Origin of the sequence: Nocardia anaemiae NBRC 100462, assembly GCF_001612725.1 — a bacterium.
In the GTDB taxonomy this organism is placed as follows: Bacteria; Actinomycetota; Actinomycetes; order Mycobacteriales; family Mycobacteriaceae; genus Nocardia; species Nocardia anaemiae.
The window spans coordinates 34,470-48,330 of record NZ_BDAZ01000004.1 but is presented as its reverse complement, the minus strand read 5'-3'; the positions used below and the strand labels follow the sequence as shown (position 1 = coordinate 48,330).

14 protein-coding genes and 1 pseudogene are annotated in these 13,861 nt (G+C 65.1%); 7 read left to right on the top strand and 8 right to left on the bottom strand.

Features of this window, described 5'->3' with window-relative positions; translation table 11 throughout:
* Nucleotides 1-41: 41 nt before the first annotated feature.
* The 7 genes from NA5_RS03560 to NA5_RS03530 all read right to left on the bottom strand — a co-directional run bounded on the left by NA5_RS03560 (nucleotide 42) and on the right by NA5_RS03530 (nucleotide 7,341).
* Entirely contained in the window at nucleotides 42-932 is an 891-nt protein-coding gene (locus NA5_RS03560) for a class I SAM-dependent methyltransferase (protein WP_062981851.1), read from the bottom strand.
* A 414-nt stretch (nucleotides 933-1,346) separates the two neighbouring features.
* Nucleotides 1,347-1,784, bottom strand: a complete 438-nt coding sequence (locus NA5_RS03555; protein ID WP_062981849.1) for a nuclear transport factor 2 family protein — start codon at nucleotides 1,782-1,784, stop codon at nucleotides 1,347-1,349.
* Nucleotides 1,785-1,879: 95 nt separating this feature from the next.
* Nucleotides 1,880-2,776, bottom strand: a complete 897-nt coding sequence (murQ, locus tag NA5_RS03550; RefSeq protein ID WP_084483855.1) for an N-acetylmuramic acid 6-phosphate etherase — start codon at nucleotides 2,774-2,776, stop codon at nucleotides 1,880-1,882.
* Between the two features lie 16 nt (nucleotides 2,777-2,792).
* Nucleotides 2,793-3,656, bottom strand: a complete 864-nt coding sequence (locus tag NA5_RS03545) for a MurR/RpiR family transcriptional regulator (protein WP_062981847.1) — start codon at nucleotides 3,654-3,656, stop codon at nucleotides 2,793-2,795.
* Nucleotides 3,657-3,658: 2 nt separating this feature from the next.
* Nucleotides 3,659-4,819 carry an anhydro-N-acetylmuramic acid kinase gene (locus tag NA5_RS03540; RefSeq protein ID WP_062981845.1) on the bottom strand — a complete coding sequence of 387 codons (1,161 nt, stop codon included), beginning with the start codon at nucleotides 4,817-4,819 and terminating at the stop codon, nucleotides 3,659-3,661.
* The gene (locus NA5_RS03535; RefSeq protein ID WP_062981843.1) at nucleotides 4,819-6,348 is read right to left on the bottom strand and encodes a sodium:solute symporter; all 1,530 of its coding nucleotides are present in this window, start codon (nucleotides 6,346-6,348) and stop codon (nucleotides 4,819-4,821) included. Before NA5_RS03535 ends, NA5_RS03540 begins: the two co-directional genes overlap by 1 nt.
* A gap of 63 nt (nucleotides 6,349-6,411) precedes the next feature.
* Nucleotides 6,412-7,341 carry an N-acetylglucosamine kinase gene (locus NA5_RS03530; protein ID WP_062981841.1) on the bottom strand — a complete coding sequence of 310 codons (930 nt, stop codon included), beginning with the start codon at nucleotides 7,339-7,341 and terminating at the stop codon, nucleotides 6,412-6,414.
* On the opposite strand from NA5_RS03530, the pseudogene NA5_RS39050 reads away from it, so the two are divergent.
* Nucleotides 7,340-7,474: pseudogene (locus tag NA5_RS39050) on the top strand (DnaJ family domain-containing protein); the annotation flags it as partial. The gene NA5_RS03530 and the pseudogene NA5_RS39050 overlap by 2 nt on opposite strands.
* A 45-nt stretch (nucleotides 7,475-7,519) precedes the next feature.
* On the opposite strand, the gene NA5_RS03525 reads toward NA5_RS39050, so the two are convergent.
* The gene (locus tag NA5_RS03525; protein WP_245672075.1) at nucleotides 7,520-8,335 is read right to left on the bottom strand and encodes an RraA family protein; all 816 of its coding nucleotides are present in this window, start codon (nucleotides 8,333-8,335) and stop codon (nucleotides 7,520-7,522) included.
* Nucleotides 8,336-8,367: 32 nt separating this feature from the next.
* On the opposite strand from NA5_RS03525, the gene NA5_RS39045 reads away from it, so the two are divergent.
* From NA5_RS39045 to NA5_RS03500, 6 genes are all read left to right on the top strand, one after another.
* Nucleotides 8,368-8,961, top strand: a complete 594-nt coding sequence (locus NA5_RS39045) for a cupin domain-containing protein (protein WP_157110213.1) — start codon at nucleotides 8,368-8,370, stop codon at nucleotides 8,959-8,961.
* 57 nt (nucleotides 8,962-9,018) lie between these two features.
* Nucleotides 9,019-9,426 (top strand): TIGR03668 family PPOX class F420-dependent oxidoreductase, encoded by a 408-nt coding sequence (locus tag NA5_RS03515; protein WP_062982361.1) that lies wholly within the window; start codon nucleotides 9,019-9,021, stop codon nucleotides 9,424-9,426.
* A gap of 73 nt (nucleotides 9,427-9,499) precedes the next feature.
* Nucleotides 9,500-9,646, top strand: coding sequence for a hypothetical protein (locus NA5_RS40115; RefSeq protein ID WP_174555193.1), 147 nt, complete (start codon nucleotides 9,500-9,502; stop codon nucleotides 9,644-9,646).
* Between the two features lie 152 nt (nucleotides 9,647-9,798).
* Nucleotides 9,799-10,008: a TOBE domain-containing protein gene (locus NA5_RS03510; RefSeq protein ID WP_062981837.1), complete on the top strand. Its 210-nt coding sequence runs from the start codon at nucleotides 9,799-9,801 to the stop codon at nucleotides 10,006-10,008.
* Between the two features lie 311 nt (nucleotides 10,009-10,319).
* On the top strand, nucleotides 10,320-12,671 hold the full coding sequence (locus NA5_RS03505) for an arylsulfatase (RefSeq protein ID WP_084483881.1): 2,352 nt from the start codon (nucleotides 10,320-10,322) through the stop codon (nucleotides 12,669-12,671).
* Nucleotides 12,672-12,717: 46 nt separating this feature from the next.
* The gene (locus NA5_RS03500; RefSeq protein WP_062982359.1) at nucleotides 12,718-13,626 is read left to right on the top strand and encodes a formylglycine-generating enzyme family protein; all 909 of its coding nucleotides are present in this window, start codon (nucleotides 12,718-12,720) and stop codon (nucleotides 13,624-13,626) included.
* Nucleotides 13,627-13,861: the final 235 nt, after the last annotated feature.

The window sequence follows — 13,861 nt, the reverse complement described above, 5'->3', positions numbered from 1 at the left end:
GGTTATACGGGGCATCGACGACGATGTGCTGGGGAGAATCCTCAGCGGCTCGCCCGTAGTATGCGGACCGGGCGCAGTGCCTGGGGTGGTTCGCCCTCGAATTCCGCCGATCCATCGAGGTACCCAGCGATGACGTCCGCAGCGGAGTGGTCTTCGACGTCGGTGAAGCCGAGCGCGCGCAACTGTGCGGCGATGTCGTCAGGAGTGAAGTAGCTGAACCAGGGTTCGCCGAGAGCTGCCGCTCGATGTGCGCGCGCCTGCATCTTCGCACGATCCTCGTCGGTGTCTGCCGCCTGCAGGTAGTCGAAGATCACCTCGACAGGCTCGGATTGACCAGCAATGTATTCGAGGGTGGTGCGGGCGGCGTCCGGGGTCAGATAGTAGACGACACCGAGCCACACGAATACGGCCGGATCGGTCCGGCTGAATCCGGCGGCCTCCAATCGTGTTGCCAGTGTGTCGGTTTCGAAGTCGACCGGCACGAAAGTCAACCGCTCAGGCTGGTCGATACCGGATGCGGCGAGGCGTTGGTGTTTCCACGCCTGGGTAGCGGGATGGTCGACCTCGAATACACGCAGGCCAGGATGCGGGTTGCGGTAGGCGAAGGTATCCAGGCCCGCGCCGAGGATCACGACCTGTCGCACGCCTGCGGCGACGGCCTCGGCCACACGATCCTCGGCGAAACGGGCACGAGCAGCGAAGAACAGGCGGCGCGGCCGATCACTGACACCCAGCCGCAGGATTCCCGGGCCGACATCGCTACCGGAACGATCCTCTGCGGGCCGACCCAATTCGGTCAGCTCATCCACAGTGACGCCCAGCAGACGTGCCGCCAGTGGATCGGTAAGAATCCTTGGCCGGTCAGCAATTTGATGATAGGCACGGGCGTAAGCAGTCACGAGCGCTGTCCGGCTGGGTCCCTCATTGTCCATACTCGAGAACCTACTCATAAACGCGACGCGAGCACCGTGAACTCAGCCACACCGGATCCGCGCCGCGCTGGTGCCCGGTGAAATGCAAGGCGCCAAGCCTCGCACCTGCCGCCGCGGTGCCGCCCGCACCGAACACGTCCTCGAAGTCGTGTACTGGGACGCCGGTACCGCCCGGCGGGTCCGCGACCGTACCTGCGGAGCGACTACGACCAGAACACCTATACTTTCCGGCTATAGCTCAGGCGGCAATCCCTACTTCGGAAAGGTTTTGCGATGGCTCTCAGCGTTCTTCCCTGTGCCTGCGGTCCGGACTGTCGGTGTGGTTGCCAGGATGGCGGCAAATGCTCATGCGGAGACGAATGCCGACACGAATGACAGATCGAGGCGCCCGTATTCGGGAGCCTCGATTCGTATTCAGGCAGTGCCCGGCGCGACGAACATGAAGCTCTTCTCCTCGACACGCCGCTTGATCCGCCACCGGCCCTCGACGCGGGCGAAGGTGTCCAGATACCAGAGCCCGCACAGCATCAGACTCTGCTGACCTTCGCCGGTCGAAACGAGCATAGGGTTGTGGCACATGGTGCGCCCGGTGGCGCTGTCGCCGTCGACGGTGATGGACGAATTGCTGATCAGATGTTGGAACGCAAGGAAATTCGGCATGACGGTGGCGAGGAACTTCTTGGTGGATTCGAGATCACCGACCGCGCCGCCCATGGCCGAATAGTCGATATGCGCATCCGCGGTGAAGATCTCGTCGAGCAGATCCCACTGTCGGGTGTCGACCGCATGTGAGTACCGGACCATGAGGTCCTCGATCTCCAGGCGGTCGGAAATCTCCTGCAGGGACAGCATGGTGCCTCCGAATTGCCGACACATCGTTCCGGCTGGGTCGCGGAACTGTGGGTCAGGGTAGCGGTTGGTCGCGTGCGGGTTCGGCGAACGGAATATCAGTGTTGAACGGCGTCGCGCACCCGTCCGTCCGCGTCGTGCAGCAGTGCGCGGGCCACTGAAGCGTCGACTCCGGCCAAGCGCATGACGATCGCGGTTTTCACGTGACCATCCGCCGCGTCCAACAGTGCCGCGGCCGTCGCGGGGTCGGCTCCGGTCGCCTCGGCGATGATGCGGCGGGCGCGATCGACGAGTTTGGCATTGGTGGGCTTCACATCCACCATCAGATTGCCGTAGACCTTGCCCGCCCGCACCATGGCGGCGGTGGAGAGCATATTGCACACCATCTTCTGCGCCGTGCCAGCCTTCAATCGGGTGGAACCGGTCAAAACCTCAGGGCCCGTGTCGATTTCGATGCCGATATCGGCGTACGCGCTGGCTTCGGCGTTGCGGTTGCAGGAAATCGCGACCGTCGCGGCACCGATCGAGCGGCCGTATCGCAGCGCACCGACGGCGTAGGGGGTTCGGCCGCTGGCAGCCAGCGCGACAAGCACATCGTCGGTGCCGAGTGTGATGGCGGACAGGTCGGCGGCGGCCAGCACGGGATCGTCCTCGGCACCTTCGACGGCTCGAAGAAAGGCATCGGGTCCGCCCGCGATTATGCCGAGGACCTCGCCGGGATCAGTGCCGAAGGTCGGTGGGCATTCCACTGCGTCGAGTACGCCGAGGCGGCCGCTGGTGCCCGCGCCCAGGTAGATCAGTCGACCGCCGCGCCGCCGCCGGGCGACGATCAGCTCGACCGCCCGCGCGATCTGCGGAATCGCCTGCGCCACGGCCGAAGCCACACCGGCATCCTCGGCGTTCATGGTGCGCAGCAGCTCCTCGACCGGCATCGAATCCAGCGTGGCGCTGCGCGGATTCGACGCTTCGGTTGTCAGCGCACCGATCTCGGTCACCGCGACACCGGGTAATTCATTCGGCCTCCTTGGTTCGGCGATCGGCTACCGCCTCGTAGGTGCGCCGCAGCGCCCTGGCCGCCGACGGCGTGCGTTGCAGGACGCCGACATACAGCGTGTCGACAATGAGGAGCTGACTCATGCGACTCGCCATTGCCGCGGAACGGAATCCGTCCTCGCGTCCGGCCACCAGCACCGTATGCGCGGCGGCATTCGCGAGTCCGGATCGTGCTCCCGCGGTGACGGCGACCGTGGTCACGCCCGCGCGGGCCGCCCGGCGGACGGCTTCCACGATTGCGGCGGTCTCGCCCGAATGCGAGAACGCGACGGTGACATCACCGGCCTGGAGCAGACTGGCCTGGACGAGGGCGTCGTCCTCGGATGTGCATGCGCCGCACCACATTCCGATGCGGGTCAGCTTCTGCGCCATATCCATCGCGACGAGTCCGGACGCGCCGATGCCGACCAAGTGTACCCGTCGCGCGCCCACCAGTGCGTCGACGACGGACTCCATGGTCGCCGGGTCGGCGAGTTCGGCGGTCGCCATCATGCCCTCGGTTTCGAAGGCGGTCAGTTTGTGCAGCACCTTCGATAAGGCGTCGTCGGCATCGATATCGGTGGCGAATACCGGCGAGCCGTCATCGCCGCCGACCGCGGCCATGGCGAGTCGCAGCTGCGGATAACCTTCGTAGCCGAGGGTTTTCGCCAGCCGGACCACCGCGGAGGTGCTGGTCGCCGACCGCTCGGCGAGTTGGCTCACGGTGAGCTGTGCGGCCGCGGCCGGGTCGTGCCGGATCACCTGTGCGACGCGCAGTGCGGTCGGGGTGAGTCGTGGCAATGCCGCCAGCAGGCGAGTGCGTACGTCATCGGAATCGGGCATCGTTACCCCGCCAGCGTGAGTCGTCGGGGCACGGTGGTCGGTGCGCTGGGCAGCGTGAATCCGGCCGCACCCGGGGTGATGGAACCGAGCACCGCCGCGCGGTTCGCTCCGGTACAGGCGGGATCGCTGCCCGCCAGGCCGTGCGCGGTGAGGAAGCCGAGCACCGCGAATGCGGTGGCCTCCTTCGCCGCCGACGGTAGGCCGAGTTCGTCGGAGGTGCGTAATTTCGTTGGGCTCAGATATGCGCCGAGCATTGCCATCAGAGTGGGATTGCGGATGCCGCCGCCCGACGCGATGACCTCGGTCGGGCGCAGCGGCGCGAGGGCGTCGGCGATGGTGCGGGCGGTCAGCGCGGTCACAGTGGCGACAATATCGTCGGTGCAGGGCACACGGGGGTCCAACACGCGATGCAGATAGCTGCTGTTGAACAGTTCCTTCCCCGTGCTCTTGGGGGCTGGTGCGCGGTAATAGGGTTCCGCGAGAAGGGTTTCCAGCAGTTCGGTATCGATGTGGCCGCGGGCGGCGCGTACCCCCGCGCGGTCGATGTGTTCGGTACCGCCGGTGCACAGCTCGACGGCCGCATCGATGAGGGCGTTGCCCGGTCCGGTGTCGAAGGCGACCGGCTCGGCGCCGGTGACCGTGACATTCGCGATCCCACCGATATTCAACGCGGCCGCGCGTTCCGGACGTCCCGCCAGCCACAGCAGGTCGAACAGCCCCACCAGCGGTGCGCCCTGTCCGCCCGCGGCGATATCGCGCGAACGAAAGTCGCTGACCACCGGCAAGCCGGTGCGTTCGGCGATCCATGCGGGCTGACCCAGCTGCAGCGTGCCTCGCACCGCACCATCGCTCACCCAGTGGTAGACGGTCTGCCCATGGGAGGCGACGAGATCGGCTGTCCCGCCGAAGAACTCCTGCTGTGCCGCAGCTGCCACGTCGGCGAAGGCCTGGCCGATCGCGGTGTCCAGACGGCACACGGCAGCCATATCTATGGCACCCGGTGGCAAGGCGGCGATGAGTTCCGAACGCAGGTCATCGGGGTAGGAGCGGCTGAGCTGTCCGACGAGGCGCACCTGAATCACCGTGTCGTGCAAAACGATATCCGCACCGACGGCATCGATCGCATCGTGCGACGTTCCCGACATCAACCCGATGACACGCACTACGCCACCACCGCAACAGGTTCCGACTCATCCGGTGCGGACGCCGAATGGAACAGGCTCGCGATACCACCGACGATCAAGGTGACGAGCACGCCGATCGGCACCAACCACTGTGCCGCGATACCCTTTTCGACCACTTTCCCGGCGACGGTCACATCGATCTTGACCACCCGCACCACCAACGTCATCACGATCACCGTGGCGATGAAGGCGACGATCGCGTCGAACTGGTTGGCGCGCGCGACAAGTCGCCCGAGCAGGAACGCACCGAGCAGCGCGCCGTAGGTGTAGCCCGCGATGGTGAGCGCCGTCAGGTACACATTGCCCGTCGTCGCGCTGAAACCCATGGCGAACAGCGCCATCAGCGCCGCCCACACCAGCGTCATCACGCGCGCCAGGCGCAGCAGCGTGTCATCGGCGAGTGTGCGTCGGGAGAAGCTGCGAATGATATCGGCGACCGTCGAATTGGCCATGGAATTCAACGCCGAGGACAGCGAACCCATTGCCGCGCCGAGGATTCCGGCGACCAGCAGCCCGGAGACCACCACCGGCAGGCCGTGCAGAATGAAGTTGGGATACAGGCTGTCCGCGCTGGCCAATCCGAGGTCCTTGGCCGTCTTTCCGCCGTTGTAGGACCACAGCAGCACACCGACGAGTGAGAAGGCGGCGAACTGGATGGCGACGAAGATGCCAGAACCGATCATCGCCTTCTGACTGTCGCGCAGCGACCGCGTCGCCAGAATGCGCTGCACGATCAGCTGATCCGAGCCGTGCGAGGCCATCGCGAAGATCGCACCACCAATGATCGCGGTCGGCAGCGCGAAGGTGCTGGTGAGAATGTGCGCGAGACCGAAATCGGTATCGAAGACGCGGAACTTGCCCGCATGCAGTGCATCCGACCAGCCGGATGCGCCGACGTGGCCGGTGAGCACGCAGATCGCGATGAGGGCACCGGTGAGGTAGAGGCCCATCTGCAGTGCGTCGGTCCAGATCACCGCCTTGATGCCGCCGAGGTAGGTGTAGACGACGGTGAGCAGCGTCAGCGCCACGATGATCGCGTCGTAGCCGAAATCGAGTCCGAATTCGCTGAGCAGCAACTTGATCGGAATGGCGGAGGCGAACAATCGCACGCCCTCGGCGAGCAGCCGGGTGAACACGAAGGTCACCGAGGCCACGCCCTGCAGATAGCGACCGAAACGCAGCTCGAGGTACTGGTAGGCGCTGACGAATCCGCCGCGCTTGTAGAGCGGGATCAGCACGATCGCCACGGCTGTGCGTCCGATGATGTACCCGATGGCCAGCTCGACATTTCCGAAGGCCTGATCGGTGTACGCGCCGCCCGGAATCGAGATGACGGTGAGCACACTGGTTTCGGTGGCCACCACTGAGAAACACACCGTCCACCACGGCATTCGGCCCTCACCGACGAAATAGTCGCTGCTGGACTTCTGTTTTCCGGACAGCCGCAGGCCGATCCACGCGACGGTGACGAGATAGACGACGATGACGGCGAGATTGAGTGCGTTCAACGCAGCTCCCCGGTGACGCGGCGGACTGAATGCAACTAAGTGTCAGGTGTTACGCAAACTCTGTCAATAAGTGTCATAACTTCGGGTGACCAGCGCTTCGAGCGCAGTTGTCCGGTCGAGGGCAAGCAACGCAGCTCCGTCGATGGGTTCGCCGAGCGGGTCGCGGCGATCGATCGCGTGCGCGATCTGATGGTCGAGCGGCTCGAGCAGTGGTGCGCCGAGCTTGGTGAGGCCGCCGGTGATCGCATAGGGGACCGGTGGGTGGATTCCGGATCGTTCGATCGCGGCGAGAACGGTGCGCGCGAGTGCGCGTGCGGCGGCGGCCATGATCGCGGCCGCGGTATCGTCGACTGCTGCGGCAACTACGGGCGCGAACTCGGCGGCGACCAGGGCCGGATTATCTTGCTCGCCAAGATATTTCGGCAGCGCGTCCAATTCGATGCCATAGTGTTCGCGGACTTTTTCGGTCAGGATGGTGCGTGGCCCGCGGCCATCATGGGCCCGGAGCGCGGCGCGTAGACCTTCGAGGCCGATCCAGCCGCCACTGCCCTCATCGCCGAGTTGCGGCCCCCAGCCGTCGACGCGCGCGAACCGGCCCGCCGCGTCGACGGCGGTCGCGACGGCTCCGGTTCCAATGGCGAGCACAACGCCGGGGGATCCTCCCAGCGCCCCGGCGTGTGCGGTGACGGCGTCGGAAGTCACGGCGACCGCGACCGCGCCGGAAACCTCGGCCAGCCGCCGGGCCAGTGTGGCGGCCGCATCCGGTGCCGATGCGGCACCGGCCGCGCCGACGGACAGCGTGAAATTGGTTGGCAGCGAGCTGATCTGATCGATTACCGCGCGGATCGCGCGCTCCGCCGCGGTAACGCCCGTGGCATGTGCCAGGCCAGGCGCCCCCGGCGCTTCCGCATAGCCAACCTGACTTCCGTCGACGCGCAATGAACCACGACAGCCGGTCTTGCCGAGATCGATCGCGAGGACATGGCTGGTCATGGGACCATCTTTAGTCCGCGAGGCCACCGAACGGGGCGCATTCGAGAACCTCCCCGGCACCGGCAAACCGATACCGAACTCCGTCGACGACGAGAACTGGTGGTTGAAGAGCTACCTGCGCCGCGAGGGCGTGCGTGGCGATGGACTGAATCTATTTGCAGTGCAAGGTGTTTTGCCGTCAGACCAGAAATCGCAATGTCGAGGGTTCGCCGCGGTCCAAGGCAGCGGTGTGCTCGGCGAGATTGAGGCCATCACCGAGCGTCGACCCGGTGTCGAGCAGCGCGACGAGCTCGGCTTCCGCGTCCTTGACCGCTGCCGCCGTGTCGAGGAGCGCACCGAGGCGGTCCGGATCTACGACGATGACGCCTTCCTCGTCGGCGAGGATAAGGTCACCAGGGGATACCTCGACGCCGCCGCAGGTCACCGGTATCTGCAGCTCGCCGAGTTGTACGGTGCTACCGGCCATAGGCGTGACGAAGCGGCTGTACACCGGCAACGTACAACCTCGGACATAGGCGATATCGCGATACCCGCCATCGACGATAATCCCGCCGAGACCGCGCACCAGTGCGCCGCGCGCGAATAGTTCTCCGGCGAAGGCGATTTCGGCACCGCCACCATCGACGACGATGACATCGCCGGGCGCGGCGGTCTCGACCGCGCGCAGCACAGCGAGGAAGTCGCCGCGACAGCGCACGGTGAAGGCGGGCCCCAGTATCCGCGGCTCGGCCGATCGCAGGCGAATAGCACTGTCCAGCACGCGAATCGACTTATCGGCATCGCAGATCGCCGTCGTATCGACGGCCCGGAATTTCTGGACGAGCTGGTCGGTCGGCATCGATGACGCCCCTTCGTACTCGAATAGCGGGTCGGTTTCGCATCGTACGGGTGTGCGGAAAGACCATGCGTTCAGCAGCGCGGTGGAGTTGATCTCTGCGGATTTCCAGCAAACCATCGGCACACCACCGTATGATGCGTCAAGAATTCGGTTCACCCTGCTGCGATGACGTCCAGGAGGTCATGCGCGTGGAAGACAACCGATACCTGGCCGAGGCCGACGACGAATCAGTACGCGAAATGCGCCGCAGAATCGCACTGGCGCTGCCCGCGCTCGGGCTGATGCTGCCCGTGGTCCGGCAGGGCTCGAACGGTAACGCGGCCGAGCCGTCGACCGTGGAATTCCCGACCGTCCAGGACCGGTCCCCGGGTCCGGGCAGCACGATTCACGGCTGGGCCGACCTGAACTGGCAGCCCGCGCCAGGGGCACCACCGCAGAGCTTGGAAACCGCCGACGTGCTCGGTTCCTATCGCGGCCCTGGCTTTTACGCGAGCTATGCCCGCTGGCACCCCGGTTGGATGAGCGCCCCGCACGCCTATACCTTCGACCGCCACGCCGTAATGCTCTCGGGCGTCTGGACCGTCGGCGCGGGCCCCTCCATCGACCTCACCACCAGCCTGCCCATGTACCCCGGCGAATTCACCACGCGCACAGCGGGTACGGCGCACTACGACGGCACTTTGCGCGACAGCCCGGAGCCCGCGGTTTTCATCCTGTTCGGAATCGGCCCTGCCATACCGATTCCCGTGGATCCCGCGCGGCCACTGTTCGTCCGCGTCTAGTCGCCGATCAGGTAAGAATGGGGCTGTTGCCGAGCGTAATGCGGAGGTGCGGTGCGACTGGATGCGGAAGCGGCGCGGGAACGGTTCATGACAGAACCGGTAGCCCGACTCGCCACCGTATCCAGCGACCTGCGTCCACACATCGTGCCGATCGTCTTCGCGGTCGCCGAGGACACCATTTACAGCGCTGTCGACGCGAAGCCCAAGACGACAACTGCCTTGCGCCGCTTGGCGAATATCGCCGCGAACCCCACGGTAGCGGTGCTCGCCGACCACTACAGCGACGACTGGACGCATCTGTGGTGGACCAGAGCCGACGGCACCGCACGAATCACCGACGGCCCCGAAGCCGAGCATGCCCTGGACCTTCTGACCGAGCGCTATCCCGTCTACCGCACCCAGCCGCCGCCCGGACCGGTGCTCGCCATCGATGTCACCCACTGGTCGGGCTGGTCCGCGAGCTGACCCGAAGAAGGTCTGGCCCAAACCGTCAAGCTCGTCGAGGAGACCGGGCGGCGTTGCGTCGCGGTGCAGGCCGATGTGCGCCGCCGGTCCGCCGAATGGTGATCTCATTGTGCCGCAAGAGGTTTCCCAAGCCATCCTGCTGCTCGTCGGCGAATCCGGGGGCCACTTCAACGGCGAGGCCATCACCATCTCCGGCGGCATGAGCGCGGGCACAACCTGAGGCTGGAACCTCGACGCGTGAATCGCCGGTGAGGACGACGCGGCGACAGTGAGCACGTGACCTCGAGCCGCTGGCGTGATGGGCGCATGCACCCATTGCGACCTGCGCGAACATCCTGTGAGTAGGTAGCAGCGGTGCGTAGGATCACCGACATGCGACTATCCACACGTAACCAACTCGATGGAACAGTCGTCTCGGTCACCCGCGGCGAAGCGATGGCCGTCGTCCGCGTCCGACTGGCGGGCGGCGACGAAATCACCTCCTCCATCACCCGCGATGCGGCCGACGACCTCGAACTCAACGACGGCTCCCGGGTCACAGTCCTCATCAAATCGACCGAAGTCGCCCTCGGCGTCGACTGAGCACGCGCGCACATACGAGGCCTACCCCATCCTGCGCGACTGACCGCAATTGGTGACACAGCGCGGTCCGACACCGTACTCTCTGAGTACGGAAGGCGTTGATCAGCGAACATCCGGACATCATGTCCGCGAGGACCGTGACCACCACACGTCGAATATCCGAACCCGCTCCGCGGTAACACGGAGCTGGGCGTGCCTATCCCGACACCACCGCCGCATCGGTCGGCGTTCGCGTGTACCCCGCATGAGGTCTCGACCCCGGGCAACAGGATCGATGGCAAACGAACAGCTCTCGTTACCGGAGGTAAATGATGGCAAGGAAGTTCGAGGGAAAAATCGCGCTCGACATACGTGATTCGGAGCCCGACTGGGGGCCTTTCCGTGAACCGACGGCTCCGCAGCGCGCGCCGAATGTGCTGTATCTGGTGTGGGACGACATCGGGATCGGCACCTGGGATTGCTACGGCGGCCTGGTCGAGATGCCCAATATGCGGCGCATCGCCGATCGTGGTGTGCAGTTCACCCAATTCCACACCACCGCCCTGTGTTCACCCACTCGTGCCTCCTTGCTGACCGGCCGGAATGCGACCTCGGTCGGTATGGCGACCATCGAGGAGTTCACCGACGGCTTCCCGAGTATGTGTGGTCGCATACCGCAGGAAACCGCGCTGTGCTCGGAAGTACTCAGCGAGCGCGGGTGGAACACGTACGCGGTCGGCAAATGGCATATGACACCACTGGAAGAGGAGAATCTGGCGGCGTCCAAGCGGCATTGGCCATTGGGGCGTGGGTTCGAGCGCTTCTACGGCTTCCTGGGCGGAGAGGCCGACCAGTGGTACCCGAACCTGGTGTACGACAATCACATGATCTCGCAGCCGTACGCACCGGAAGACGGCTATCACCTGTCGAAGGATCTGGCCGACAGGGCAATCGAGTTCATCCGCGACTCCAAAGTGATCGCCCCCGACAAGCCGTGGTTCACCTACTTATGTCCGGGCGCCGGGCATGCGCCGCACCACGTGCCATGGGAATGGGCCGACAAGTACCGCGGCCGGTTCGACATGGGCTATGAGAAGTACCGCGAGATCGTGCTGGAGAATCAGAAGCGCCTGGGTTTGCTGCCGGAGAACACCGAGCTGTCGCCGATGAACCCGTACGCGAATGCCACCAGTGCCGACGGCAAGCCGTGGCCGATGCTGGACACGGTGCGAGCATGGGATTCATTGTCGGAGGACGAAAAGCGGCTGTTCCGACGGCAGGCGGAGGTGTTCGCCGGATTCCTGTCCTACACCGACGCGCAGATCGGCCGACTGCTGGACTATCTCGAAGAAAGCGGCCAACTGGATAACACCATTATCGTCGCCTTCTCCGACAACGGCGCCAGCGGCGAGGGCGGTCCGAATGGCACCGCCAACGAGATGAAGTTCTTCAATGGCTACATCGACACGATCGAGGACAGTCTGGCCAAGCTGGACGAGCTGGGTTCGCCGACCACCTACAGCCACTACAGCATCGGCTGGGCGATGGCGTTCAACACCCCGTACAAGCTGTACAAGCGATATGCCTCGCACGAAGGCGGCATCGCCGACCCGTGCCTCATGTCGTGGCCAGCCGGGCTGGCGGCCCGCGGCGAGGTGCGCCATCAGTACATCAATGTCTGCGATATCACCCCGACCGTTTACGACCTGCTCGGCATTACACCCCCCGACATCGTGAAGAACGTGCGACAGCGTCCATTGGAAGGCATCAGCTTCCGGGCCCTGTTCGATGACGCGAACGCGGACGTCGGCAAGCACACACAGTTCTATTCGATGCTCGGTACGCGCGGGATCTGGCATCGCGGATGGTTCGCCGACACCGTCCATGCGGCGTGCCCGTCCGGCTGGGGACATTTCGACGAGGATCGCTGGGAACTGTTCCATATCGAGCAGGACCGCAGCCAGATGCACGACCTGGCCGAGGTTCATCCCGAGAAGCTGGAAGAGCTGAAGGCACTGTGGTTTTCGGAGGCCGAGAAATATAACGGCTTGCCACTCAATGATCTCGACGTCGTCTCCATGATGACCCGCTACCGTCCGACGTACGGTGCCAAGCGCGACAATGCTGTCTACTATCCGGGCGTCGCGGAGGTGGGACCCGGTGCGGCGCTGGAGATTCAGGGACGATCGTTCGCGCTGCTCGCGGAGACGACGATCGACACTGCCGAGGCCGAAGGGGTGCTGTTCGCACACGGCGGCCGACTCGGTGGACACACCCTGTACGTCAAGGACGGCCACCTTTGTTACACCTACAACTTCCTCGGCGAGGAAGAGCAGACCATCATCTCCGATCGAACGGTGCCGCTTGGCGACCACATCCTCGGGATCCGCTACGAACGCCGCGGCACCCGACCCGACAACTTCACACCCACGGGTGAGGCTGTCCTGTACATCGACGAGAACCCGGTCGGCTCATTGGAGGACATGCGGACCCAGCCCGTCGTGTTCTCCGGCGTCGGGGAAGGAATCCGTGTCGGCCGCGACAACGGTCAGTCCGTTTCCGCGCGCTACCGCGCACCGTTCCCGTTCACCGGAGGAACGATGCACCAGGTCATCGAGGACGTGAGCGGCAAACCGTACCAGGACCTGGAAATGGCTGCGGCTGCGGCATTTTCGCGCGATTGAGGCGTGATCCGTGGCTACCGCGACCCGTGACGACATCCGGCGAGGCATGGTCCGGATATCGGGCGGCAGCTTCGCGATGGGATCGGAGGACTTCTTCCCCGAGGAGCGCCCGGTGCACCGGGTGCGGGTCGATTCGTTCTGGATCGACCCGCACCCGGTGACCAATGCCGCGTTCCGACGCTTCGTGAAGCAGACCGGATACGTCACGGTCGCCGAACGTACTCCGGCAGCCGAGGATTATCCGGACGCGGAGCCGGAGAACCTGATCCCGGGCGCACTGGTATTCCAGCCGACCAGGGGACCGGTGCCATTGGACAATTGGCGCCGCTGGTGGCGGTATGTCCCCGGCGCGTGCTGGCGCCACCCGCGCGGGCCCGGCAGCACACTCGACGGGCTCGACCGCCACCCCGTCACCCAGGTCGCCTACGAAGACGCGGCGGCATACGCGGCCTGGGTCGGCAAACAACTGCCGACCGAAGCCGAATGGGAATATGCCGCCCGCGGCGGACTGGATGGTGCCACCTTCGCCTGGGGCGAGCAGTTCGAACCCACCGGCCGACGGATGGCCAACATCTGGGTCGGCGCATTTCCGTGGCGATTCGACCCCGGCCGAGGTCAGGCGCAGACACCCGGCACCACGACGGTCGGCACCTATTCAGCGAACGGCTACGGTCTGCACGATATGACCGGCAACGTGTGGGAATGGACCGTGGACTACTTCCGTCCGCAGCACGCGACGCCGACCTGCTGCGCCCCACGCAACCCGCACGTCGACACCCCTGAACCGACAGCGCCGCAACACTTTCCACGCCGCATCATCAAGGGCGGATCGTATCTGTGCGCGGCCGATTACTGCCTTCGATACCGGCCCGCCGCCCGACAAGGTCAGACCGAGGACACCGCTACCTGCCACCTCGGCTTCCGGTGCGTCGCGCACGACGCACCGGAAGCGTGAAATCGCGTTCTCGCCCGGTCAGCCCGGGTGAGCCGAGAAGCTCAGATGCACCAGATGACACTGCCGAGATTGATACACCACACGGCCGATCCGAATACGGGCGATGCGGCTGGAGTGGCGGGGGATGGAGTCGGGTCGGCAGAAGCCGCGGGAGCTGCGAGGACGAGCACGGGCAAGGCCATTACAGTGGCGGCAAAGGTTTTGACTGTCTTGCTGGACATTTTTCATCCTTCGA

Excerpts from the sequence above, each read along its gene's own strand:
- NA5_RS03560 (WP_062981851.1), bottom strand. The coding sequence starts at position 932 with ATGGACAATGAGGGACCCAGCCGGACAGCGCTCGTGACTGCTTACGCC.
- NA5_RS03555 (WP_062981849.1), bottom strand. The coding sequence starts at position 1,784 with ATGCTGTCCCTGCAGGAGATTTCCGACCGCCTGGAGATCGAGGACCTC.
- NA5_RS03545 (WP_062981847.1), bottom strand. The coding sequence starts at position 3,656 with ATGCCCGATTCCGATGACGTACGCACTCGCCTGCTGGCGGCATTGCCA.
- NA5_RS03530 (WP_062981841.1), bottom strand. The coding sequence starts at position 7,341 with ATGACCAGCCATGTCCTCGCGATCGATCTCGGCAAGACCGGCTGTCGT.
- NA5_RS40115 (WP_174555193.1), top strand. The coding sequence starts at position 9,500 with ATGTGCGCCGCCGGTCCGCCGAATGGTGATCTCATTGTGCCGCAAGAG.
- NA5_RS03510 (WP_062981837.1), top strand. The coding sequence starts at position 9,799 with ATGCGACTATCCACACGTAACCAACTCGATGGAACAGTCGTCTCGGTC.
- NA5_RS03505 (WP_084483881.1), top strand. The coding sequence starts at position 10,320 with ATGGCAAGGAAGTTCGAGGGAAAAATCGCGCTCGACATACGTGATTCG.
- NA5_RS03500 (WP_062982359.1), top strand. The coding sequence starts at position 12,718 with ATGGTCCGGATATCGGGCGGCAGCTTCGCGATGGGATCGGAGGACTTC.